Below are 22,678 nucleotides of genomic sequence, written 5' to 3'. Positions count from 1 at the left end.
GCTGGGCCGCCCACGACGACACCTACGTCGTCGACGGCGAGAACGTCGTCGTCCTGGCCCGCTACACCGCCGTCAACAAGGCCACCGGCAAACCGATCGACGTCCGCGTCGCCCACCACTTCGTCGTACGGGGTGGACTCATCGTCCGCTTCGAGCAGTTCGTCGACACCGCACTCGTGCGGGAGGCCATGACCGACTGAGTGGTGGGGGGAGTGCGGCGGCGGACGGAGTCTCTGCCGCCGCACCCCCGTTTGCGGTCGCCGGGGGATGCGGTCAGTCCGGCAGCGGCTCGGAGTAGTGCCGGAAGCCGTCACGCTTGTGGTGGATGGCGAACAGGCGCTCGGCCAGGGCGTCAGGGCTGCTGTGCTCGGCGTCGGGGCGGATGGCTCCCGGGATGACCAACTGGGCGACGTGGATGTTCTCCGGGGCGAGGGCGTCGTGGAGCATCCGCGCGTAGGCGCTCTCGCCGGCGAAGGCGATCGAGGTGCCGGCCCGGTCCGGGTGCGGGCGTACGGCGGTGCCGCCGTTGACGAACAGGAGCGTGCCGCGGCCGAGTTCGCGCATGCCGGGCAGCACGGCGTGCACCGCGGTGACCGGACCCTTCACCGAGAAGGACAGGGGCGCGTCGAGGTCGGCGGCGCTCGTGTCGAGGACCGGCTTCATGAAGTCGGCGCGGGGCGCGGGGCTGTACTGGAGGATCTCGATCGGCCCGAGGGCGTCGGCCGCCGTGTGCAGGGCCGCGGTGAGGGATGAGGGGTCCAGTACGTCAGTGGTGAAACCGCGGGCCTGGATGGCGTCGCGGGTCAGTTCCTCTGCCAGCTCCTCCAGCTTCCCGGCGCTGCGGGAGAGAAGGGCGACGTTGTGGCCGGCGGCTCCGAAACGGCGGGCGGTGGCGAGCCCGAGGCCGGGGCCGGCGCCGACGAGGGCGAAGGTCGTCACGGGAACTCCTTGAACGGAGCGGGCCCGGGTCGCACGGTCGGCCGTACGACCCGGGGGTGGCTCGGTGTGTTCGGTCGGGGCTGGAGAAAGGTCTTGATGGCGCGGCGCTCATCCATCGCCTTGTACCCCTCGGCGACCTGTTCCAGCGGCGGAGCAGGTCGAAGACCTTGCCCGGGTCGATCCGGCCGGACAGCACCAGGTCGATCAGCTCGGCAGGTGTCGGAGGCCTCAGCCCTGGAAGACGATTTCGCCCTGGTCCCGCTTGGTGGTGTGCAGCTCCCAGTAGACCGGGGAGATGTCCTCGGGCCGGGCCACCGGCCGGCCAGGGATGAGGGAGACGGCGATCGACACGTCGATGCCGACGTGGGCGGCCTGGATGCCGGTGCCGTCCAGCTCCTTGTGAAGGTTGACCGCCCAGTTGCGCAGCGCGGCAGCGGCGGCGTTGACGTTGCCGACCACCGGCACGGGGTCGAGGGAGCCGGCGCCTGTGGTGTAGAGCAGGGTGCCGGTGCCGGCCTCCCGCATCGCGGGCAGCACCGCGTTGGTGGCGGCGATGGCACCGTAGAGCTGGAACTCGATCTCGTGCTGAACATGAGCCGGGTCGCTCTCGGCCGGGGTGGTCAGGACGACCTGGCCGAACTGTCCGAGCGGCGAGTACTCCAGGACGTCGATGCCGCCGAACCGCGCGGCGGCGTTCTCGAGCGCCTGGGTGAGTGCGTCGCGGTCGAGTACGTCCGCGGGGAACGCCGCGGCGTTGATGCCCTCGGCGGTGAGCTTGCCCACGAGGTCGTCGAGCTTGTCGCGGTTGCGGGAGATCAGGGCGACGTCGAAGCCCTGGGAGCCGAAGGTGCGGGCGATGGCCAGGCCCAGCTGGGGGCCGGCTCCGACGATGGCGATGCTGGTCACAGCGATCCTTCCGTAAGGCGTCCAGAGGGAGTCAGGAAGATATGGACAGGTCTGTCCAGTTCGGCGATCCGGATAGACCTTTCCGGTTCGCCGGGATCAACATAACACCAGAAGTGGATAGGGCGCTCCGATTGGCGCCATCCCGCCGCCGCGGTCAGTTCGACGCAGCCGCCGGACATCGAAGCGAAGAGGCACCGTCGGACCCCTGGGCAGCGACCCAGGAAGTTCCGTGGCGGGTGACGTTGCGGGCGCCGCGGCGGATGGCCGGGGCCGCCACGGGTCATGGGGGACGGCGCGTCAGCCTCCTCGACCTGCCGACCCCGCCAGGCAGCTCGGAGCAGAGCGGATCAGGAGGCCTCCCTCCCCCCTTCGCTTTCAGCCAGGCCACGAGATGCGTCCCGGACTCTTGACGGCACGCTTATGACTGCGTAGACATGACTACGCAGTCAGACGGCGGTGTCTGACATCATTGGGGCTCGTTCGAGCGCCACCGGGAGGCACCATGACGCGAGGCACAGGGCGGAGCAGTGGATCCGCCGCGCCGAACAGCGTGGACGTGGCCCGCCTCGCCGGGGTCTCGCAGAAGACGGTCTCGCGTGTCTTCAACGAGGAGCCCTATGTCTCCGCCGAGGCGCGCAGACGCGTCCTCGACGCCGCCGAACAGCTCGGCTACCGGCGCAACAACGCCGCCCGGGCACTGGCCTCCGGACGCACCCGCTCGATCGGCGTGATCACCCTGGGAACCGCCTTGTACGGTCCCGCCTCGCTGCTCATGGGTGTCGAGCGGGTGGTGCGGGACACCGGGTACGCGCTGCGCGTGGTCAACACGATGGAGGGCGACCCGGCGGGTCTCGCCGGTGCCGTGGACTCGCTTCTCGACCAGGGCGTGGACGGCATCGTCATCTCCGAGCCGATCGACGAGGAGGGCGACGGCTCGGCCGATCCCCTCCGGGTGGACGTACCGGTCCTCGTCATCGGCGCACCGCCGCCACCGATCACCTCCCCGGCGGTGCTGACCGCGGGCCGGGGTGCCGATCTGATGGCCCGTGCCGCCACCGAACACCTGCTGGGGCTCGGCCATATGACGGTCCATCACCTTGCGGGCCCGCAGCGGTGGTACGCCGCCCGGGACCGCCTGGAAGGGTGGCGGGCGACGCTGACCGCGCTGGGCAAGGACGTGCCCCCGGCGGTCGAGGGCGACTGGTCGGCCGCGTCCGGGTACGCGGCGGGTCGCGAGTTCGCCCGGGACCCCGAAGTCACCGCCGTCTTCGTCGCCAACGACGACATGGCGATCGGCCTGGTCCACGCGCTGACGGAGGCCGGGCGGCGCGTGCCCGGCGACGTGAGCGTGGTCGGCTTCGACGACATCCCGGTGGCCGCGTACGTCACTCCTCCCCTGACCACGGTGCGGCAACCCTTCGACGCCATGGCGCAGGAAGGACTCAAGCGTCTGGTGCACGCCATCGAGAACCCGGACGCCGACCCCCTGCCGGCGAGCCCCCCTCCGGTCGACCTCATCATCCGCGCCTCCACGGCGCCCCCGAAGGGAGGTTCCTCCACCCGCGTCTGACCCGCTCCGGTCAGCCCAACTCCGGTAAGCCACAGGGGCTTACAGCTGAGGCAGGAGGGCCGAGCAGACAGTGGTATGTGACATACCACTGTCTGATCCACGGACCTGCCTCACCACCCGCACCCCCCGGCCGCGACCCGCTGTGTCGTGAGCCCGTATCCACACGAACGCGACCCGACCGCGTCCGTCTCTTCCCACACCCTCGTACGCCCTCGCCAGGCGTGCCCTCCTCTCTGTCTTCGGCGGGAGTTCACCATGCCCAGAAACGCCTCCTCCATGAGCCGTCGCCTGTTTCTCACCACCACGGGAGCCCTCTCCCTCGGTGCCGCACTCACCGCGTGCGGTGGCGGCGACTCCGGCGGCTCGTCCGGGTCGGCCAAGCCGGTCGGCCAGGCCGACATCGACAAGGCGATGAAGACGCCGACCCAACTGACGTTCTGGACCTGGGTCCCGAACATCGCCAAGGAGATCGCCCTCTTCGAGAAGAAGTACCCGGCCATCAAGGTCAAGGTCGTCAACGCGGGCCAGGGGACGCCCCAGTACACGAAGTTGCGTACGGCGCTCAAGGCGGGCACCGGCGCCCCGGACATGGTGCAGCTGGAGTACCAGGCCATCCCGACCTTCACGATCACCGACAGCCTGCTGGATCTGCGGCCGTACGGCGCCGACGCGCTCAAGAGCCGTTTCGTGGACTGGACCTGGGGCCAGATCAGCGGCACGAAGGGCGAGGTCTGGGCGATCCCGCAGGACACCGGCCCGATGGGCATGCTGTACCGCAAGGACATCTTCGACAAGCACGGCATCCAGGTCCCGAAGACCTGGGACGAGTTCGCCGCGGCGGCCCGCAAGCTCCACAAGGCCGACCCCGGCGTCTACCTCACCAACCTCGCGGCGAACCAACCCGCCGCCTGGCACGGCCTGTTGTGGCAGGCCGGCGCGAAGCCGTACGTCACCTCCGGCAGGAGCGACATCGCCATCAGCGTCGACGACGCGGTGTCGAAGAAGCTCGGCGACTACTGGGGCGGCCTCGCGAAGGAGGGCGTCATCAGCACCGACCCCGACTTCACCGACGCCTGGTACACCGGCTTCAACAAGGGCAAGTACGCCACCTGGCTGACCGCGGCCTGGGGCCCCGTCTTCCTCTCCGGCTCCGCCAAGGCCACCGCCGGCAAGTGGCGGGCGGCCCCGCTGCCGCAGTGGGACCCGGCCAGGCCCAGCTCGGGCAACTGGGGCGGCTCGACCACCGCGGTTCTGCGTTCCACCAAGAACCCCATCGCCGCGGCGGTGTTCGCGCAGTTCCTCAACAGCGACCCGGCGAGCGCGAAGATGTTCGCCACCGAGCAGTTCTTCTTCCCTGCCACCAAGGCCCTGCTGACGGACGCCGAGTTCACCGGTGACGCCCCGGCCTTCTACGGCGGACAGAAGGTCAACCAGCTCTTCGCCGAGATCGGTGACACCGTCAACTCCACTTTCCAGTGGCCCCCGTTCCTCGACCAGGCGGCCACCGACTGGACGGAGACGGTCGGCAAGTCCCTCGCCGACCGGTCCGACACGACCGCCGCCCTCGGCAGCTGGCAGTCACGGCTGACGACGTACGCCAAGGCCCAGGGCTTCACCGTCAAGGGGGGCTGAGATGGCCGCCGTACGCCGGCACCGGTCGGCGGGACCGCTGTTCGTCGCCCCCTTCCTGGTGCTGTTCCTGCTGCTCTTCCTCGCCCCGCTCGGCTACGCCGCCTATCTCAGCCTCTTCCAGGAACGTCTGATCGGCGGCACCGTCTTCGTCGGGCTCGACAACTACGTCCAGGCCCTCGGGGACTCCCAACTCCTGCACGGCGTCGGCCGCGTGGCCCTGTTCTTCGTCATCCAGGTCCCCGTGATGCTGCTGCTGGCGCTTCTGTTCGCCCTCGCGCTCGACAGCGGGCTGCTGCGGCTGGCCCGGGTGATCCGCCTCGGCATCTTCGTCCCGTACGCCGTGCCCAGCGTGGTCGCCGCCCTCATGTGGGGCTACCTCTATGGCCCGGACTTCGGCCCGTTCGCCCAGCTGAGCCGGAAGCTGGACCTGCCGGTCCCGCACTTCCTCAGCGACGGCTGGATGCTCGGCAGCCTGGCCAACATCGTGACCTGGGAGTTCGTCGGCTACAACATGATCATCCTGTACGCCGCCCTGCGCACGATCCCCCACGAGCTGTACGAGGCGGCCGCGATGGACGGCGCGGGTGCCTGGCGGATCGCCTGGTCCGTCAAACTGCCCGCGCTCCGCCCGGCGTTGATGCTGACCCTGCTGTTCTCCGTGATCGGCAGCTTCCAGCTCTTCAACGAACCGAACCTGCTGATGAAGATCGCCCCGGACGTCATCAGCAGCTCCTACACCGCCAATCTGTACGCCTACTCCCTCGCCTTCACCGGCAACCAGGTCAACTACGCCGCCACGGTGTCCTTCCTCCTCGGCCTCCTCATCGTGATCGTCTCCTACGGCGTCCTGCTGACCGCCAACCGCAGGAGGACGCCATGACGACCACAGCGCCCGAGACGGTCGCCACAACGGCCGCGGTGCCGGCCCGCACGACTCCCGCCCGCGGGCCCAGGGCCCGCCGCAGCACCCCGCTCACCATCGCCATGCTGGCCGCCCTGGCCTACTTCCTCCTCCCCCTGTTCTGGCTGCTGATCGCCTCGACGAAGAGCGCCCAGGACCTGTTCGACAGCTTCGGCCTGTGGTTCTCGCACACCCCACGGCTGCTGACGAACATCAAGGAGACCTTCACCCAGGACAACGGCGTCTTCGCGCGCTGGCTGCTCAACACGGTGGTGTACGCCGTCGTCAGCGCGGTCGGTGCCGCGCTGCTCGCGGCCGCCGGCGGGTACGGGTTCGCCAAGTTCCGCTTCCGCGGCGACCGGATCGCCTTCAACCTGGTCCTCGGCGCGGTCATGGTGCCGACCACGGCGCTGGCGATCCCGACCTACCTGCTGTTCGCGAAGGCCGGCCTGGTCAACACCCCGTGGGCCGTCATCCTGCCTTCCCTCGTCAACCCGTTCGGCCTGTACCTGATGCGGATCTACGCGGCCGACGCCATCCCGGACAGCCTCCTCGAGGCCGCCCGGATCGACGGCGCGGGCGAGGCGAAGATCTTCTTCCGGATCGCGCTGCGACTGCTGGCGCCGGGTCTGGTGACGGTCCTGCTGTTCACGCTGGTGGCGACCTGGAACAACTACTTCCTGCCGCTGATCATGCTCAACGACACCAGCCTCTATCCGATCACGGTCGGCCTCTCCTCCTGGGCCGCGCAGGCCCAGAACGGCGGGGCCGGCGCCAGCAGCGACATGATCGCGCTCGTCGTCACCGGCTCGCTGATCTCGATCGTCCCCCTCGTCGCGGCCTTCCTCCTGCTCCAGCGGTACTGGCAGAGCGGCCTGGCCACCGGCGGCGTCAAACAGTAGCCCGACTCCCCCCATTCTTCGGAGGTTTCCTTCATGGCGGCTCTGCCTGCCCGCGTCCTGTTCGGTGCCGCGTACTACCACGAGTACCAGCCGCACGAACGGCCCGACGAACGACTCAAGACCGACCTGGACCTCATGGCCGACGCCCGCTTCAGCGTCATCCGGGTCGGTGAGTCGGTGTGGTCGACATGGGAGCCGGAGAACGGTCGCTTCGCACTCGACTGGCTGCAACCGGTGTTGGACGGCGCCCATGAGCGGGGCATCTCGGTGGTCCTCGGGACGCCGACGTACGCGGTGCCACCGTGGCTCGCCCGCCAGTACCCCGAGATCACCGGCGAGCGACGCACCGGCGAGCGCATCGGCTGGGGCGCCCGGCAGGAGGTCGACTTCACCCACCCGGCGTTCCGCTTCCACGCCGAGCGGGTCATCCGCAAGGTCGTCGCCCGCTACGCGGACCACCCCGCGGTCATCGGCTTCCAGGTCGACAACGAGCCCGGCCTGGAGCTCTTCCACAATCACGGCGTCTTCCAGCGCTTCGTGGACCATCTCCGCGAGAAGTACGGCGACGTCGAGACCCTCAACAAGGAGTGGGGCCTGGTCTATTGGTCTCACCGACTCTCCACCTGGGCCGACCTGTGGACCCCGGACGGCAACGCGCAACCTCAGTACGACGTCGCCTGGCGGGAGTTCCAGGCCCGCCAGGTCACCGAGTTCATCGGCTGGCAGGCCGACATCGTGCGCGAGTACGCCCGCCCCGACCAGGCCGTCACCACCTGCATCTCCTACACCCGCGCCGGGGTCGAGGACGACGAACTGACCGACCGCCTCGACATCGCCTCGGGCAACCCGTACTACGAGATGCAGGACGGTCTGCTGGTGCCCGACCCCACGCCCGACGGCCATGAGCAGACCTGGAAGACCACGGGCGTGTGGTCGCTGTACCAGACCGCCGACTGGATGTTCTCCTCCCGCCAGGAACCCTTCCTGGTCACCGAGACCAACGCGGGCTCCATCGGCGAACCGTGGCACAACCGCCCCGCCTACGACGGCCAGTGGCGTCAGGCCGCCTGGGCGCTCGTCGCACGCGGCGCCCGCATGATCGAGTACTGGCACTGGCACACCCTGCACTTCGGCGCCGAGACCTACTGGGGCGGCGTCCTCCCGCACACCGGCCGCCCGGGGCGGACGTATGCCGAACTCGCCCGTCTGGGAGCCGAGTTCGAGACGGCGGGCCCGCTCGTCGCCGGGCTCGAACCGGACGCCGACATCACGCTGGTGTACTCCACGCCGAGCAAGTGGCTCATGCAGAAGTATCCGCCGCTGGCCAAGCCGGACGGCAGCCCCGATCCGACCGCCTACCATCGCATCCTCGACCCCTTCTACCGCGGCGCCTTCGACGCGCGCCGCCAGGTCCGCATCGTCCACGCCCGCCAACTGCACGACCCGCGCGGGGAGCGGGACGGACTCTCGCCCAAGGAGGCCGTCACCCGGCACCCGGTCCTCGTCGTCCCGGCGTTCTACGTCGCCGCCGACTCCACGCTCGACTGGCTGGGCGCGTACGCCGAGGCGGGCGGCCACCTGGTCCTGGGCCCGCGCACCGGCTACGCCGACCACGAGGCACGGGCCCGCACCGAACCGGCGCCGGGACGTCTGGCCGAGGCCGCCGGTGTGACCTACGACGAATTCAGCAACCTCCTCGAGGACATCCCCGTGCGTGCCGCGCCCGACGGCCCGCTGACGCTCCCGGAGCACGCCACCGCCACACGCTGGGCCGACGGTCTGACCGTCTCCGACGCCGAGGTGCTGGTCACGTACGACCACCCGCACTTCGGCCGCTGGCCGGCGGTCACCACCCGCTGCCACGGCGAGGGCCGGATCACCTACGTCGGCACCGTGCCCGGCCGCGATCTCGCCCAGGCGCTGGCCGCCTGGCTGGCGCCGCGGGCGCGCACCCCGTGGCCGGACCTGCCGGCGTCCGTCACGACGACGTCCGGCACCTCTCCCGACGGCCGCCGTGTCCACGTCGTCCACAACTGGAGCTGGGAGCCGAGGAGTTTGCGGGTCCCGCTGGACCTCACCGACGCACTGAACAGCAGTCGTATCCCCGCAGGCGGCGCGCTGGAGCTCGGCGCGTGGGACGTGCGGGTCCTCATCAGCCAGAAGGAGACCCGGAGTTGAGAAGAAGTCGGAGCAAGGCGCTCGGAACGTTCGTCGCGGCGACCGCGCTGGTGATGGTGCCCCTGGCCGGTGCGCAGGCGTACAACCCGACGGGCGGCGTCCTCTACCAGCTCGGCAACGAACCGTGCCTCAAGGGGCGGGGCAACTGCGCGATCTATCCCAAGTCGGCGCAGCTGCCGGGCGGACGGCTGGTCGCGGCGTTCGAGAAGTCCACCGTCGTACCGTCGAGCGGCAGCGCCGACGGACAGACGCTCCCCGTCTACAAGAGCGACGACAACGGCACCTCGTGGCAGGCGCTCTCGGAGGTCAAGGCTCCCGCGTACCTCTCCGACGACCCCACGTACGCGAAGTACACCAGCAATTGGACCAACCCGTATCTCTACGTCCTTCCCCAGGACGTCGGGAACCTCAAGGCGGGCACCCTGCTCCTGGCCAGTGTCGTCTCCGGCGACGACTCCTACTACCAGGAGCACAAGGCGGCCGACCCGAACTGGACGCCGTCCAACGACGGCGACCGCAAGAACCTGGCGATCGCGCTGTACACCAGCAGCGACCGGGGCGCCACGTGGAAGGTCGTCAACGTCGTCGCGACCGGCGGCCGGCAGGGAGGCAGCGCGGGGGCGATCGGCCAGAACGTCGCCACCGCGAACACCTACAAGCAGGTGGATCCCCTCTGGGAGCCGTACCTGATGGTCTATCAGGGCAAGCTCGTCTGCTACTACTCCGACGAGAACGACTACACCGGCTTCGACCCGGCCACGGGTGTGCCCACCCCGGACCCCGCGAACGACACCGCCACGGACTCGCACGGCCAGATCCTGGCGCACCGGACCTGGGACGGCCGCAGTGCGCGGTGGAGCGGTCCGGTCGTCGATGTCGCGGGCCTGAACCAGGACATGGGCGGCGGCAAGACGGAGATCGGCGGCGGTCGGCCGGGCATGACGAACGTCGTGCCGACGACGGACGGCAAGTGGCTTCTGACGTACGAGTATTGGGGCGGCGGGGTCAACACCCGCTATGCCGTCGCCGACAACCCGCTGAAATTCTACGCCGGTTCGACGGGCAATCCCGTCACCTCTCTTCCGGTGACCGCCGGTTCACATCCCCTCGCGGTGAACGGCAGCCCGGTCCTCATCCGCCTCCCGGACGGGCGTCTCGTCTACAACGCGGCCGGCAGCGGCAACGTCTGGGTCAACGCGAGCGGGCGCAGCGACGGCACATGGACGGAGTACCAGACGACCTCGCCGGCCGGTTACAGCCGCAGTCTGCAGTACGTCCAGGGCACCGGCCGTATCTCGATCCTCAACAACCAGGGCACGTCGACGATCGCCTACGCGGAGGTCGACCTCGGCCGATCGGCGGGCGCCTCCTACCAGTTGGTGAACCGCAAGACCGGCCAGGTGATCGGCACGGGCGGAAAGACCAACGACGCGAACATCGGCAACGGCGATGTGCCCGATGTCGTCCTCGAAGACGCCGGCTCGGCGGCGAACAGGGACACCCAGTACTGGCATGTGGTGACCGAACCGCAGGGCGGCACCACGCTGTTGAACAGGTCCGGGGGCCGCGCGGCGGCGATCTGGACGGGGAACGCGACCGTGGGGCAGCGGATCGGTCAGTGGGTCGACAACAGCCCCACCGGCAGCTGGAACCTGATCAGGACCACCGACGGCTACTACCGGCTCCAGGCGGTCAGGAACACGAGCCTGTACCTGACCGGTGCTTCCGCCGGGGCCGCGCTGACCTTGCAGAACGCGGCCTTGGACGGCTCGCAGGAGTGGCGGCTGGTGCCGGCCCCCGCAGGGGCCGGCAGGGCGCGCGTTCAGCCGTAGAGCGCTATTCTCGGCTGGACCGTGCCCGCCGCGGACGCGTTGGTCACGGTCAGCCGGAACCGCTCGGTGAGCGTCTCACCGGGGTGCAGGGTGCGCTGGGCGGTCGACAGGTCGGTGAACAACGTGCCGGTCTGGCTTCCGAGTCGTACGGCCGTCCAGCAGCCGTCCGCCTTCTGTCGTTCGAGCTCGACGTCCGAGGGGCTCAGGAATGGTCCCGCGTCCGGCGACTCCACCAGGATCTGCGGGGCGACGACCTGGTCCGCCGCCGAGTCGTTGTGGTAGGTGACCGTGAAGGTGTGCGGCTTCGCGGCGGCCGGCAGGGGGCTCGCGGTCAGGTCGACGAAGTCGACGGGAGCCGCGCTCGCGGCCGTCGACGTCGCCGCGGTGACCGGTGCCGTGCTTGCCAGCGCGGGGCCGGCGCCGGCCATTCCGGCGAGGGTCGCGGTCAGCACCAGGGCTGCCGCGGTCGCGAGACGCTTGTTCGTGAGGGGCACGTGCTGGATCCTCCATGTGCGAGGGTGGGGGGTTACTCCGCGATCATGGTAAGTGCCCTCGTCGTGGCACGGATCAACCGAATGGACGAGCCGGCCGTGGCGGCCGTCGTCCGTGCGGCCTGGAGAGCGCGCCTTCAGCGGTCCCGCAGCCGTACGAGGTGGTAGAACACCGGCATCGCGGTCGTGTGGTTCTCCCGCAGGGTGGGCTGGAGGAAGCGGTAGAAGCTCGGCTTGCTGAACTGGCGCAGGGCGGCGGTGGGGAGGCCCATGTCCCAGCGGGCGTGGCCGATGTGCGTGTAGTGCGAGGCCGTGGCGTCGAGGGGCTCCAGCAGCAGGGCGTTGTCCAGGCCGGTCTCGACGGCGTACCAACCCGCGAGGTGCTCCCAGAGCTCGGCGACGCGCTGTGGGTTCTCGCCGAGGAAGTAGTGGAAGAGGAACAGTCCCTGGTGGGTGCGGTCGACGTCGGCCACGCACTTGCCGCAGCGGGCCGTCAGCTCGTGGAGGTCGCTGCAGTGGTGTTCGAGACGTCGGCGCAGGTTGCGGTAGGCGACGGTGTCCTGCACGGCCGGGATGTCCTGCGGTGACCTGGTCTCCACCAGCACCGCCACGTCGTAGGGGGCGCGGTGCGGGCTGCCCGGCGGGTCCCAGCCGATGGCATGCGCGACGGCGGCGGCCCGGAACACGCTCGCCCGTTTCACCTCGGCGAGACTCGCCAGGTCCTCGGTCTCGGCGCGCAGCATGTCGAGCAGCAGCGCCTTGTCACGGCCGTGGCCGGGCCGGCCGAGGCCCCCGGTGGGCGGCCGGACCGTGGCGGCGAGGTGGAGGTAGCCGGACGGCGGCGGCTCGGTGAGCGGGGCCGGGTGGAACTTGGGGCGGGGATGGACGAGGGTGACGCTCATGGGGTCTCCCGCGGGTGCGGTGTATTCCCTGGCCTGCCTGGCACCTACCCAGGGAGGCGCACCTCACGCAGATGGGCCGCGGTGCGTGCCGGTAACGTCACCGCTCGGCAGACCTGGCCCTCGACCCGAGTGGATGGTGCGCACCGTGCTGGACCCCGACCGCCCCCGCAGGCTCGCCGCCGCCCTGACGGAGTTCGCCGACGACACGGCGCTCACCTCCTCCCCCGACGTTCTGGCGCTGTTCCACCAGGTGGCCGCCACCGTCCCGGCATACGGCGCCTTCCTCGCCGAGCACGGCATCGATCCGGACGGTGTGCGCACCCTGGAGGCGTTCCGTGAGCTGCCGCTGACCGACAAGGCGTCGTACCACCACCGCTACCCGCTGGCCGACCGCTGCCGCGACGGCCGCCCGGCGGACCTGGACATCGTGGCCGTCTCCTCCGGGTCGAGCGGCCGGCCCACCCTGTGGCCCCGGTCCGTCGTCGACGAGCTGCACATCGCCCGCCGCTTCGAGCAGATCTTCGCCGACGCCTTCCGGGCCGCCGGGCGCTCCACACTGGCCGTGGTCTGCTTCCCGCTGGGCACCTGGGTCGGCGGCCTGTTCACCACCAACTGCGTACGTCTGCTGTCGGCCAAGGGCTACCCGGTCACGGTCGTCGCACCGGGCAACAAGCCCGAGGAGATCCTGCGCGTCCTGCCCGAACTCGCCCCCGGCTTCGACCAGACGGTCCTGCTCGGCTACCCGCCGTTCCTCAAGGACGTCATCGACACGGGTACCGCGGCCGGCCTCGACTGGAGTCGGTACGCCGTCAAACTCGTCTTCGCCGGCGAGGTGTTCAGCGAGGAGTGGCGGGACATCGTCGGCAAGCGGGCCGGGTTGACCGACCCCGTCCACGACACCGCGTCGCTGTACGGCACGGCCGACGCGGGTGTCCTGGGCAACGAGACCCCGCTCAGCATCACCGTACGGCGCTTCTTCGCCGCCCGTCCCGACGCGGCCCGGGAGGTCTTCGGCGACGCGCGGCTGCCCACCCTCGTCCAGTACGACCCCGGCAGCCGCTGGTTCGAGGAGCACGAGGGCACCCTGCTGTTCACCGGCGACAGCGGCGTACCGCTGATCCGGTACCACATCGCCGACGAGGGTGGAGTGATCCCCTACGACGAGATGCTCCGCATCTGCGCGGACCACGGCTTCGACCCCGTGGCCTCGGCGGGCACCGACTCCCGCGGTCTGCCCTTCGTGTACGTCTTCGGCCGGTCGCTGTTCACCGTGTCGTTCTTCGGCGCCAACATCTACCCGGAGAACGTCACCGTCGGCCTCGAACAGCCCGGCATCCACGACTGGGTCACCGGCCGTTTCGTCCTGGAGGTGGTGGAGGACGAGGCCCACGACCGGCAGTTGCGCATCACCGTCGAGCGGGCCCCCGGAAAGGACGGCGACCCGGCCGAGCCCGCCCGTTCCATCCGCGCCCAACTCCTGCGTCTCAACAGCGAGTTCGCCAACTACGTGCCTGCGGACCGGCAGCTCCCGCACATCGAACTGCGCGACTTCGGCGACCCCGAGTACTTCCCCCAGGGGGTCAAGCACCGCTACACCCGCGGCTGAGCTCACTCGTCGATGCCGATGGGGCGACGCTCAACGGCCTGCCGCTCGGGCCAACGCCGCCTCGGCCTGAACGGCCAACGCCTCGACCAGTTCCTCCGCCGGCGGCAGATCGGTGACCAGATCGACACCCTCGCCCGCCCACACGGGCAGCGGCGGTACGGCGCCTCGCGCCACGTCGGCCCGGTAGGCCTGCTGTGCTTCCGGGCTCGCGGCGAGTTCGGCTTCCCGGTCGCGCCAGCGGTCGAGGTAGGGGTGGCCGAGGGTACGGGCCGTGTACCGCGACGACCACCGGGACCCTCGGGCGATGTCGAGGACGCGGTTGCGTTCGGTGTCCTGGCCTCGGCCCGCCACGATCGCCCTGACGATCGAAGGGTCGGCCAGGGACTCGGCCGTGGCCTGGAAGCGCGTACCGACGAGCGCTCCGGCGGCGCCCAGGGCCAGCGCCGCCGCCACCCCGCGCCCGTCGGCGATCCCGCCCGCCGCCAGCACCGGCACCGTCCCGGCCAGATCCACCACGACCGGCACGAAGGGCAGCGTGGACATGCCGTGCCGCGCCCCGTGCCCGCCGCTCTCCGTCCCCTGCGCCACGACGACGTCGGCGCCCAGGTCCAGCGCCTGCCGGGCCTCCTCGACCCCGGTGACCTGGAGGAGCAGCGCCGCGCCGCCCGCACGGATGCGCTCGGCGAACGGGATCGGATCCCCGAACGAGAGCATCACCGCGGTGGGGCCGTACGACAGCGCGTGCTCGACCACACCGGCATCGGCCTGCCAGGTCAGGAACCCCACCCCCCAGGGCCTCCCGCACTCGGCCACGATCGGCAGCTCCCGGTCCAGCCACTCCCGGTCCCCGCCACCCACCAGCCCGAACCCTCCGCCGCGGGACACGGCCGCCGCCAGCGCACCGCCGGCCGAACCGCCCATCGGTGCCGACGCGATCGGATGCCGTACCCCGAACTTCCGTGTGAACTCCGTGGACAACGCCATGACTGCCATCATCTCCCGATCAGAGCAGGGAAGTTGGGCCGTTCTTCCGCCAACGTCGTCACGTCCTCGGAAATTGCCTGCGATCTTCGGTCCCACCCGTCATACGCTTGCCTCCGCTGTCTGCCGAGGGAGGACGCATGGGGATCCGGAGCCTGACCCGCACCGAAGCCGAGCGACGGGCCGCGCTGTTGGCGGTCGAGCGGTACGACGTGGACATCGACCTCACCGACCTGCCCGGCGGGCCGGAGGTCCGCTGTGTCTCCACGGTGACCTTCACCTGTCGTGAGCCGGGCGCGGAGACCTTCGTGGACTGCGCGGCACAGGTACGGAGCGCCGCCCTGAACGGCACCGCGCTCACCCCCTCCGACGACGGCCGTATCCCCCTGCCCGCCCTCGCCGGGCACAACGTGCTGCGGGTGGAGAGCGTCCAGGCCGACACGGCCGCCGGTCAGGGCGTGCACAAGGCGGTCGACCCCGCGGACGGCGAGGTCTACGTGTGGATGAGCTTCGAGCCGGACGAGGCGCGGTACGTGTGGGCCTGCTTCGACCAGCCCGACCTCAAGGCGCCGCACGCGTTCACGGTCACGGCCCCGGCCGCCTGGACCGTCCTCAGCAATTCCGGCGAGGCGCGCGTGGAGGAGCTGGGCCCGGCCCGCCGCTGGACCTTTCCGGACACCCCGCCGCTGTCCGTGTACAACACCGTCGTCAACGCGGGCCCCTTCCACGAGATCCGACGCGTGTCCGACGGCCACGACCTGGGCCTGTACGCCCGCCGCTCGCTCGCCGAGATCCTCGACCGCGACGCCGAGGAGATCCTCACCCTGACCCGGCAGGGCCTCGCCTTCTACGCCGAGGCCTTCGCCATGCCGTTCCCGCAGCGGAAGTACGACCAGGTGTTCGTGCCCGAGTTCGGCGGGGCGATGGAGAACTACGGCTGTGTGACCTGGTCGGACGCGTTCCTGCGGCGGGCCGAACCGACGCCCGCCGAGCGCGAGTTCCTCGCCGTGGTCCTGCTGCACGAGATGGCGCACATGTGGTTCGGCAACATCGTCACCATGCGCTGGTGGGACGACCTCTGGCTGAACGAGGCGTTCGCGGAGTTCGCCTGCCACTGGGCGGCCGAGGGCGCCACCCGGCACAGGGACGCCTGGGCGAGCCATCTGGTGGTCGGCAAGATCCGCGCGTATCTGTCCGACCAGGGCCCCGCCTCCCACCCGATCCACCAGCCCATCCACGACGTCGCCCAGGCCGCGTCGATCTTCGACAACATCACCTACCCCAAGGGCGCCTCCGTCCTCCATCAGCTCATGACGTACGTGGGCGAGGACCGCTTCCGCACCGGCATGGCCGCCTACTTCGCCCGCCACGCATGGGGCACCACCACGCTCCAGGACCTGATCGACGCCCTCGCCGAGGCCAGTGGCCGCGACCTGACCGCCTGGCGCGGCGCCTGGCTGGAGACGGCGGGCACCGACCGCTTCTCACTGGAACGAGAGGGCGGGTCCGTCACGCTGGTCACGACCGGCGCCCCGCGACCGCAGGTGCTGGCGGTGGGTGCGTACGAGGCCAAGGGCGAGTCCCTCGAGCGCAGCGCGCTGGTACGGGTGGAGGTGTCGCGGGCACGTACCCCGATCACCGGCCTGCCCTCCACCGCGGACGTCCTCCTGGTCAACGACGAGGACCTCACCTTCGCCACGACCCGCCCGGACGCCACCACCCGGGACACCCTCTTCCGTACGGCGGCGCGGCTGCCCACGGCCATCTCCCGGGGCGTGGCCGCGGTCACCGTCTGGGACATGCTGACGACCGGCGATGCCACGGCGGCCGAGGCCGGGCGGTGCATCACGGCGGTCCTCGCGGCCGAGACGTCCGACAGCGTGATCGAGCCCTATCTCACCCTCGCCGCGAACATCGCCGAATTGTGGGCACCGCCCGCCGAACGCGCCGACCTGACAGGGGAGTTGGCGGCGGTGTGCCGACGTCTCGCCGCCGACCCGGGCCGCCGCCAGGTCGCGCTGCGCGGTCTGGCCCGTACCGCAGGTGATGCGGACGACCTGTCCTGGCTGCGCGAACAGGCGGGCGACGACGTGGACCTGCGCTGGCGTGCACTGGTCCGCGAGGCGGAACTGGGCACGGACGTGTCCGACCGGACCGCCCTCCTCCTCGAACGCGATCCGGACCCCGACGCCTGGATCCGCGCCCTCACCGTCCGGGCCGCCCTCCCCGACGCCACCGCGAAGGCGGAGGTCTGGCAGAAACTGGCCGTGGACCGCGAGGTCCCCATCAGCGCGGTCGCCCAGGTGGCGACAGCCTTCTGGCGCCCCTCCCAGGACGCTCTGCTCGCCCCCTACGCCGAGCGGTACCTGGCCTCGATCCCCCAGCTCCACCAGGGCGGAATGATCCAGGCGATGGGTTACACGACCCACCTCTTCCCACCGCACGCCATCGACCCCACGTACATCGAGAAGGCCCAGCAGGCGGCCAAGGAGGCACCCCCGGTGGTCCGCAACTCCCTCCTGGAACGCTCGGACACGATCAGCCGAATGCTGCGTACCCGCACCAGGTCGGCCTGATTTCGCCCCCCGGCCCGGGGTCGAACACCCTTATCCGGTACGGGATTTCGACATGCCGTCCGCCCGCTCCCCTATGCTGGGGCGCCACGTACGCCGCACGCGTCACGGGGAGCACAGTGGCCGTACGGGGCGAGTACCGCAGGCCGGGAGGACGTTGTGGCAGCACTGGAGCCGGACGACCCGCGCTCCGTCGGGGACTACCGGCTGCTGAGCCGACTGGGCGCGGGCGGTATGGGGCGGGTCTTCCTGGGGCGGTCCCCGGGCGGGCGGCTCGTCGCGGTCAAGGTGGTGCACGCCGAGCTGGTCCGCCGGCCGGAGTTCCGCTCCCGCTTCCGCCGCGAGGTCCAGGCGGCCCGCCTGGTCAGCGGCGCCTTCACCGCCCCGGTGATCGACGCCGACCCGGACGCTCCCCGCCCGTGGCTGGTCACCAGCTACATCGCCGGACCCTCGCTGGAGCAGGTCGTCGCCGAGCGCGGCCCGTTACCCACGGCGGCGGTGCTGTCTCTCGCGGCCGGGTTGGCCGAGGCCCTGGTGTCGATCCACGCCGTCCGCCTCGTCCACCGCGACCTCAAGCCCTCGAACGTGCTGCTCGCCGAGGACGGTCCGAGGGTCATCGACTTCGGGATCGTACGGACCGTGGAGGCCGACTCCCTCACCGGCACCGGGCAGTTGGCCGGGTCGCCGGGGTTCATGTCACCCGAGCAGGTCGGCGGCGGCGAGATCACTCCGGCCAGTGACGTCTTCTGCCTGGGAGCGGTGCTGGCCTTCGCGGCCATCGGCGGCAACCCCTTCGGCGACGGACCGACCCCGGCTCTGCTGTACCGGGTCGTGCACAACGAGCCGGACGTCACCGCCGTCACCGACCCCGCGCTCCGGTCGCTGATCAGCGCCTGCCTCGCCAAGACCCCCGCCGCCCGCCCCACACCCCGCGGCATCCTCGCCCGGACGGGCCCCGCGGGTGCGGCGGGTCTGGCGTCCGTCCTGGCGCCATACGCCGGCCAGGGTGCACCGTGGGACGGCCCCGCGTCGGCGGCTCCCCCGGCCGACCACGTGTTTGCCGACCCGTCCGGCCACCGTACGGCCGCCCCCGCATCCGCCCAGTCCCCGGGTGCCTTCGCGGACGCCCCCGGCCACGGCGCCGTACCGCCCATCGGGCCGCCGCACACCCTCGCGGCCACCCATGTCCGGCCGACACCCCCGCCCACGCACCTCTACCCGCCGCATCCGACGTCGCAAGGGCACACCACCCCGCCGTCTCCTGCCGCCGAGCCCGGCGCAGGCAGTGGCCGTACCCGTCGTGTCTTCCTTCTCTCCGGCGCCGCCGCCGTCACCGCGCTCGGAGCCGGTACGGCCGTATGGTTCAGCCGCTCGTCGGGCGAGGAACACACCGGCCCGGCGGGCGCGGTGGCCGAAGGCGGTGCCCCTCCCCCGGCCGCCGCCCGCCCGTCGCCGATCGGCGTCTGGCCCCTCGACGAGGCCTCGGGCACGACGGCCAGGAACATCGTCGGCGGCGGCACCGGCACCGCGACCGGTGTGCGGTGGCGGGCCGGAGCGGACGGTGCCGCCGAGTTCGACGGGAAGAGCAGCGCGATCGTCACCGACGGTCCGGTGCTGCGAACCGGCGCAGGGCGCAGCTTCACCGTCTCGGCCTGGGTGAACCTGCCCGCCGAGCCCGGTTTCTTCGCCACCGCCGTCAGCCAGGACGGCACCGTGGCCAGCGGCTTCTACCTCCAGTACTCCAGCGAGGAGAAGCGCTGGGCCTTCGCCCGCCCCGACCTGCGGGCCGTCGGCCACACCGTCCCCGCCGTGAACACCTGGACCCATCTGGTGGGCGTCTGCGACGGCTCCGCCCGCAGACTGCGGCTGTTCGTGAACGGGGTCCAGGAAGCGGCGATCGACGACACCAGGCCGACCCCGTCCACGGGCCCCTTCGTGATCGGCCGCGCTCGGTACAACGGCCGGCCCAGCGACTACTTCCCTGGCGCCATCAAGGACGTCCGCGTCTTCGACCGGGCCCTGACCGCCGCCCGCGTCAAGAGTCTCGGCTGAGCGAGGGGACGGGTGCCGGCGTGCGCACCATGAACACGTCGACGGGGTCCTCGGCCTCCAGCGTGAACCCGTGCCGCTCGTACAGCCGTCGGGCCGGGCTGCCCTGCAGCACGTTCAGCCGGACGGGGACGCCGTCGCGGTCGCACCGCTCCAGCAATTCGCGCAGTACACCCGATCCGACGCCGAGGCCGTGCAGGTGCGGGGCGAGGAGGAAGTGCTCCAGCCAGTGAGCGTCCTCGGCGGGGCGCAGCGCCACGCAGCCGGCGAGGGCGTCGTCCACCTCGATGATCCAGGTGTGCGCCGGCTCGAACCGGTCCCGCAGCCGCTGCCGCACCCGGTGCTCGTCGTAGCGCCCGAGCCTCTCCAGATCGGGCCGCATCACCACGGCCCGCAGCTCCACCACGGCCTCGACGTCCGACACCGTCGCCGGTCGCATCCCCCACTCCACCATGATCACCAGGCTACCTCTTCCCTTCGACCGCACTCCATCCTGCACACTCACACCATGGACACAGTCGCGTTCGTGGAGATCCTGGACCGGGAAGGCAGGCTGCTGGCCGCGGCCGCCGAGCTGGCGGGCAGTGACGCGAAGGTGCCGACCTGTCCGGACTGGCAGGTGCGGGACCTGCTGCGGCACACCGGGATGGTGCATCGCTGGGCCACCGCCTTCGTCGCCGAGCAGCACACCTCGTACCACCCGGACGGCGGGCTCCCCGACCTCGACGGCGCCGAGCTGCTGACCTGGTTCCGTGAGGGACACCGGCAGCTGGTCGACACCCTCGCCTCCGCCGCGCCCGACGTGCGGTGCTGGCACTTCCTGCCCGCGCCGTCGCCGCTCGCGTTCTGGGCCCGCCGACAGGCGCACGAGACGACCGTGCACCGCATCGACGCGGAGTCGGCGCGGGGCGGTACGCCCGGCGAGATCGCGCCCGCCTTCGCCGAGGACGGCATCGACGAGCTGCTGTCCGGTTTCCACGCCCGCTCCAGGAGCAGGGTCCGCAGCGAGGAGCCGCGGGTGCTGCGGGTGCGGGCGACCGACGCGGACGGCGCGGTGTGGACCGTACGACTGTCTCAGGAACCGCCCGCGGCCGTGCGGGGCGCGAGCGGGGAAGCGGACTGCGAAGTGGCCGGTTCCGCCGCGCAGTTGTACCTGGCTCTCTGGAACCGGCTGCCCTTCCCGAGGGTGACCGGCGACGCCTCGGTCGCCACGCTGTGGCGCGAGAAGTCCGCCGTCACCTGGAGCTGAGCCGCCGTCAGGCGGTCAACATCCTTGTCAGCACCGCGCGTTGCACCGGAAGCACCTCGCCGTACAACGCGCGCCCCTTCCTCGTGAGCGTCACCCGCACCCCCCGCCGGTCCTCGGGACACATGGCGCGCTCCACCAACTCGTCCTTCTCCAGCCGGGCGATCAGCCTCGACAGCGCACTCTGGCTCAGATGGACGCGCTCGGCGATCTCCTGCACACGGTAGGCGCAGGAGTCGCCGGACAGCACGTCCAGCACCTCGAAGTCGCTTGCGCACAGGCCGTGTTGGTGCAGTGCGCGGTCCAGTTCGCACTGGGTGCGGGCATGCAGCGCCAGGATGTCCCGCCATTGGTCCACGAGCGCCCGCTCGGCCTTCTTCGCCACCATCCGCGCACCGTAGCAGAGCCAGCACTTCATTGCACGTGAATTAAATGCATTTGCATTCGATGCATGCGCATGTAGTGTCTGTGGGCATGACCTCTCCGCTCACCACTCCCGCGGCCCCGTCCTCGGAGGTTCGCTGGACTCCCCGGCTGTGGGGCACCCTGCTGGTGCTCTGCGCCGCGATGTTCCTGGACGCGCTCGACGTCTCGATGGTCGGCGTCGCACTGCCGTCCATCGGCTCCGACCTCGGCCTGTCCACCTCGACGCTGCAATGGATCGTCAGCGGCTACATCCTGGGCTACGGCGGCCTGCTGCTCCTCGGCGGCCGCACCGCCGACCTGCTCGGCCGACGCCAGGTCTTCCTGGTCGCCCTCGGCGTCTTCGCGCTCGCCTCGCTGCTCGGCGGCCTCGTCGACTCGGGCCCGCTGCTGATCGCCAGCCGCTTCATCAAGGGCCTGAGCGCGGCCTTCACCGCTCCCGCCGGCCTGTCGATCATCACCACGACCTTCGCCGAGGGCCCCCTGCGCAACCGCGCCCTGTCCATCTACACCACCTGCGCGGCCACCGGCTTCTCCATGGGCCTGGTCCTCTCCGGCCTGCTCACGGAGGCCAGTTGGCGCCTGACCATGCTGCTGCCCGCACCCATCGCCCTGATCGCCCTGCTGGCCGGCCTGAAGCTGCTTCCGCGCAGTCAGCGCGAGAAGGACCACAACGGCTACGACATCCCCGGCGCCGTTCTCGGCACCGCGTCGATGCTGCTGCTGGTCTTCACCGTCGTCCAGGCACCGGAGGCCGGTTGGGCCTCGGCCCGAACTCTGCTGTCCTTCCTCGCCGTTGCCGTCCTGCTGACCGTGTTCGTCGCCGTCGAGCGGCGCTCGCCCGGCCCGCTGGTCCGGCTCGGGGTGCTGCGCTCGGGCAACCAGATCCGCGCCCAGCTCGGCGCGGTGGCGTTCTTCGGCTCGTACGTCGGCTTCCAGTTCCTGACCACGCTCTACATGCAGTCGCTGCTGGGCTGGTCGGCCCTGCACACCGCGCTGGCCTTCCTGCCGGCGGGCGCGCTGGTGGCGGTGTCCTCGACCAGGGTCGGCTCGGTCGTCGACCGGTTCGGCACACAGCGGCTGATCGCGGCCGGCTTCGCGCTGATGGTCGTCGGATACGCGCTGTTCCTGCGCATCAACCTCGATCCCTCGTACGCCGTCGTCATCCTGCCGTCGATGCTGCTGATCGGCGCGGCCTGCGCGCTGGTCTTCCCCTCCCTGAACATCCAGGCCACGAACGGCGTCGACGACCACGAGCAGGGCATGGTCTCCGGGCTGCTCAACACCTCGGTGCAGGTGGGCGGCGCCATCTTCCTGGCCGTCGTGACGGCCGTGGTGACCGCGGGCGCCCCCGAACACGCCACCGCCCAGGCCGTGTTGGACAGCTACCGGCCCGGACTGACGGTGGTGACCGGCGTCGCCGTCGCCGGTCTGCTGATCACCCTCACGGGGCTGCGGGCCCGGCGCCCGCAGGAGTCCGTGGTGGTCGCCAGGTCCACCTCCCTGGAGGCGGAGCGCGTGTCCGTACGGGACTAGCGCGACCAGGG

19 protein-coding genes are annotated in these 22,678 nt (G+C 70.9%); 12 read left to right on the top strand and 7 right to left on the bottom strand.

The genetic code is table 11. The features are described 5' to 3' along the window. Window positions 1-200, top strand: a 200-nt coding sequence (locus ACWC09_RS43490; RefSeq protein ID WP_450856710.1) for a nuclear transport factor 2 family protein, incomplete at its 5' end; no start/stop codon positions are given. 73 nt (window positions 201-273) lie between these two features. On the opposite strand, the gene ACWC09_RS43485 is transcribed toward ACWC09_RS43490, so the two are convergent. Both ACWC09_RS43485 and ACWC09_RS43480 read right to left on the bottom strand, forming a co-directional pair. Then, a complete protein-coding gene (locus ACWC09_RS43485) occupies window positions 274-939 on the bottom strand; it encodes an SDR family NAD(P)-dependent oxidoreductase (protein ID WP_450856708.1) in 666 nt (221 codons plus the stop codon). A 228-nt stretch (window positions 940-1,167) separates the two neighbouring features. Continuing rightward, window positions 1,168-1,845: an SDR family NAD(P)-dependent oxidoreductase gene (locus ACWC09_RS43480; RefSeq protein WP_450856707.1), complete on the bottom strand. Its 678-nt coding sequence runs from the start codon at window positions 1,843-1,845 to the stop codon at window positions 1,168-1,170. A 502-nt stretch (window positions 1,846-2,347) separates the two neighbouring features. Between ACWC09_RS43480 and ACWC09_RS43475 the strand changes: the two genes are divergently transcribed. The 6 genes from ACWC09_RS43475 to ACWC09_RS43450 all read left to right on the top strand — a co-directional run bounded on the left by ACWC09_RS43475 (window position 2,348) and on the right by ACWC09_RS43450 (window position 10,860). Continuing rightward, window positions 2,348-3,415, top strand: coding sequence for a LacI family DNA-binding transcriptional regulator (locus ACWC09_RS43475; protein WP_450856706.1), 1,068 nt, complete (start codon window positions 2,348-2,350; stop codon window positions 3,413-3,415). 255 nt (window positions 3,416-3,670) lie between these two features. Further along, on the top strand, window positions 3,671-5,047 hold the full coding sequence (locus ACWC09_RS43470) for an ABC transporter substrate-binding protein (RefSeq protein WP_450856705.1): 1,377 nt from the start codon (window positions 3,671-3,673) through the stop codon (window positions 5,045-5,047). 1 nt (window position 5,048) lies between these two features. Next, entirely contained in the window at window positions 5,049-5,927 is an 879-nt protein-coding gene (locus ACWC09_RS43465; RefSeq protein WP_450856704.1) for a carbohydrate ABC transporter permease, read from the top strand. Continuing rightward, a complete protein-coding gene (locus ACWC09_RS43460; protein WP_450856703.1) occupies window positions 5,924-6,850 on the top strand; it encodes a carbohydrate ABC transporter permease in 927 nt (308 codons plus the stop codon). Before ACWC09_RS43465 ends, ACWC09_RS43460 begins: the two co-directional genes overlap by 4 nt. 33 nt (window positions 6,851-6,883) lie before the next feature. Continuing rightward, a complete protein-coding gene (locus ACWC09_RS43455) occupies window positions 6,884-9,028 on the top strand; it encodes a beta-galactosidase (protein ID WP_450856702.1) in 2,145 nt (714 codons plus the stop codon). 53 nt (window positions 9,029-9,081) lie between these two features. After that, window positions 9,082-10,860 carry an RICIN domain-containing protein gene (locus tag ACWC09_RS43450; protein ID WP_450856714.1) on the top strand — a complete coding sequence of 593 codons (1,779 nt, stop codon included), beginning with the start codon at window positions 9,082-9,084 and terminating at the stop codon, window positions 10,858-10,860. On the opposite strand, the gene ACWC09_RS43445 is transcribed toward ACWC09_RS43450, so the two are convergent. Both ACWC09_RS43445 and ACWC09_RS43440 read right to left on the bottom strand, forming a co-directional pair. Next, complete coding sequence (locus ACWC09_RS43445) at window positions 10,851-11,354, bottom strand: signal peptide protein (protein ID WP_450856701.1); 504 nt, start codon at window positions 11,352-11,354, stop codon at window positions 10,851-10,853. The two genes, ACWC09_RS43450 and ACWC09_RS43445, sit on opposite strands and share 10 nt — an antisense overlap. 134 nt (window positions 11,355-11,488) lie before the next feature. Then, window positions 11,489-12,253 carry a hypothetical protein gene (locus ACWC09_RS43440; protein ID WP_450856699.1) on the bottom strand — a complete coding sequence of 255 codons (765 nt, stop codon included), beginning with the start codon at window positions 12,251-12,253 and terminating at the stop codon, window positions 11,489-11,491. Between the two features lie 145 nt (window positions 12,254-12,398). Between ACWC09_RS43440 and ACWC09_RS43435 the strand changes: the two genes are divergently transcribed. Beyond that, on the top strand, window positions 12,399-13,859 hold the full coding sequence (locus ACWC09_RS43435) for a phenylacetate--CoA ligase family protein (RefSeq protein ID WP_450856697.1): 1,461 nt from the start codon (window positions 12,399-12,401) through the stop codon (window positions 13,857-13,859). 30 nt (window positions 13,860-13,889) lie between these two features. On the opposite strand, the gene ACWC09_RS43430 is transcribed toward ACWC09_RS43435, so the two are convergent. Then, entirely contained in the window at window positions 13,890-14,843 is a 954-nt protein-coding gene (locus ACWC09_RS43430) for an NAD(P)H-dependent flavin oxidoreductase (RefSeq protein ID WP_450856696.1), read from the bottom strand. Between the two features lie 137 nt (window positions 14,844-14,980). Here ACWC09_RS43430 and pepN point away from each other — a divergent pair, with 137 nt between their 5' ends. Beyond that, window positions 14,981-17,416: an aminopeptidase N gene (pepN, locus tag ACWC09_RS43425; protein ID WP_450856694.1), complete on the top strand. Its 2,436-nt coding sequence runs from the start codon at window positions 14,981-14,983 to the stop codon at window positions 17,414-17,416. A gap of 156 nt (window positions 17,417-17,572) precedes the next feature. Beyond that, entirely contained in the window at window positions 17,573-19,465 is a 1,893-nt protein-coding gene (locus ACWC09_RS43420; RefSeq protein WP_450856693.1) for a protein kinase domain-containing protein, read from the top strand. Here the strand turns inward: ACWC09_RS43420 and ACWC09_RS43415 are convergent. Next, a complete protein-coding gene (locus ACWC09_RS43415) occupies window positions 19,449-19,916 on the bottom strand; it encodes a GNAT family N-acetyltransferase (RefSeq protein WP_450856691.1) in 468 nt (155 codons plus the stop codon). The two genes, ACWC09_RS43420 and ACWC09_RS43415, sit on opposite strands and share 17 nt — an antisense overlap. A 54-nt stretch (window positions 19,917-19,970) precedes the next feature. Between ACWC09_RS43415 and ACWC09_RS43410 the strand changes: the two genes are divergently transcribed. Beyond that, window positions 19,971-20,711 carry a maleylpyruvate isomerase family mycothiol-dependent enzyme gene (locus tag ACWC09_RS43410; RefSeq protein ID WP_450856689.1) on the top strand — a complete coding sequence of 247 codons (741 nt, stop codon included), beginning with the start codon at window positions 19,971-19,973 and terminating at the stop codon, window positions 20,709-20,711. Window positions 20,712-20,718: 7 nt separating this feature from the next. On the opposite strand, the gene ACWC09_RS43405 is transcribed toward ACWC09_RS43410, so the two are convergent. Continuing rightward, window positions 20,719-21,096: a MarR family winged helix-turn-helix transcriptional regulator gene (locus ACWC09_RS43405; protein WP_450856688.1), complete on the bottom strand. Its 378-nt coding sequence runs from the start codon at window positions 21,094-21,096 to the stop codon at window positions 20,719-20,721. A gap of 86 nt (window positions 21,097-21,182) precedes the next feature. Here ACWC09_RS43405 and ACWC09_RS43400 point away from each other — a divergent pair, with 86 nt between their 5' ends. Beyond that, on the top strand, window positions 21,183-22,667 hold the full coding sequence (locus ACWC09_RS43400) for an MFS transporter (RefSeq protein ID WP_450856686.1): 1,485 nt from the start codon (window positions 21,183-21,185) through the stop codon (window positions 22,665-22,667). Window positions 22,668-22,678 lie beyond the last annotated feature (11 nt).

Source organism: Streptomyces sp. NPDC001617 (genome assembly GCF_053596855.1).
The sequence above is the reverse complement of the archived record's forward strand: the minus strand, read 5'-3'. Positions and strand labels throughout refer to the sequence as shown.

Coding starts and splice junctions, on each gene's coding strand:
- ACWC09_RS43455 (WP_450856702.1), top strand. CDS start 6,884: ATGGCGGCTCTGCCTGCCCGCGTCCTGTTCGGTGCCGCGTACTACCAC.
- ACWC09_RS43405 (WP_450856688.1), bottom strand. CDS start 21,096: ATGGTGGCGAAGAAGGCCGAGCGGGCGCTCGTGGACCAATGGCGGGAC.
- ACWC09_RS43450 (WP_450856714.1), top strand. CDS start 9,082: ATGGTGCCCCTGGCCGGTGCGCAGGCGTACAACCCGACGGGCGGCGTC.
- ACWC09_RS43430 (WP_450856696.1), bottom strand. CDS start 14,843: ATGGCGTTGTCCACGGAGTTCACACGGAAGTTCGGGGTACGGCATCCG.
- ACWC09_RS43415 (WP_450856691.1), bottom strand. CDS start 19,916: ATGGTGGAGTGGGGGATGCGACCGGCGACGGTGTCGGACGTCGAGGCC.
- ACWC09_RS43440 (WP_450856699.1), bottom strand. CDS start 12,253: ATGAGCGTCACCCTCGTCCATCCCCGCCCCAAGTTCCACCCGGCCCCG.
- ACWC09_RS43470 (WP_450856705.1), top strand. CDS start 3,671: ATGCCCAGAAACGCCTCCTCCATGAGCCGTCGCCTGTTTCTCACCACC.
- pepN (WP_450856694.1), top strand. CDS start 14,981: ATGGGGATCCGGAGCCTGACCCGCACCGAAGCCGAGCGACGGGCCGCG.
- ACWC09_RS43465 (WP_450856704.1), top strand. CDS start 5,049: ATGGCCGCCGTACGCCGGCACCGGTCGGCGGGACCGCTGTTCGTCGCC.
- ACWC09_RS43400 (WP_450856686.1), top strand. CDS start 21,183: ATGACCTCTCCGCTCACCACTCCCGCGGCCCCGTCCTCGGAGGTTCGC.
- ACWC09_RS43460 (WP_450856703.1), top strand. CDS start 5,924: ATGACGACCACAGCGCCCGAGACGGTCGCCACAACGGCCGCGGTGCCG.
- ACWC09_RS43475 (WP_450856706.1), top strand. CDS start 2,348: ATGACGCGAGGCACAGGGCGGAGCAGTGGATCCGCCGCGCCGAACAGC.
- ACWC09_RS43410 (WP_450856689.1), top strand. CDS start 19,971: ATGGACACAGTCGCGTTCGTGGAGATCCTGGACCGGGAAGGCAGGCTG.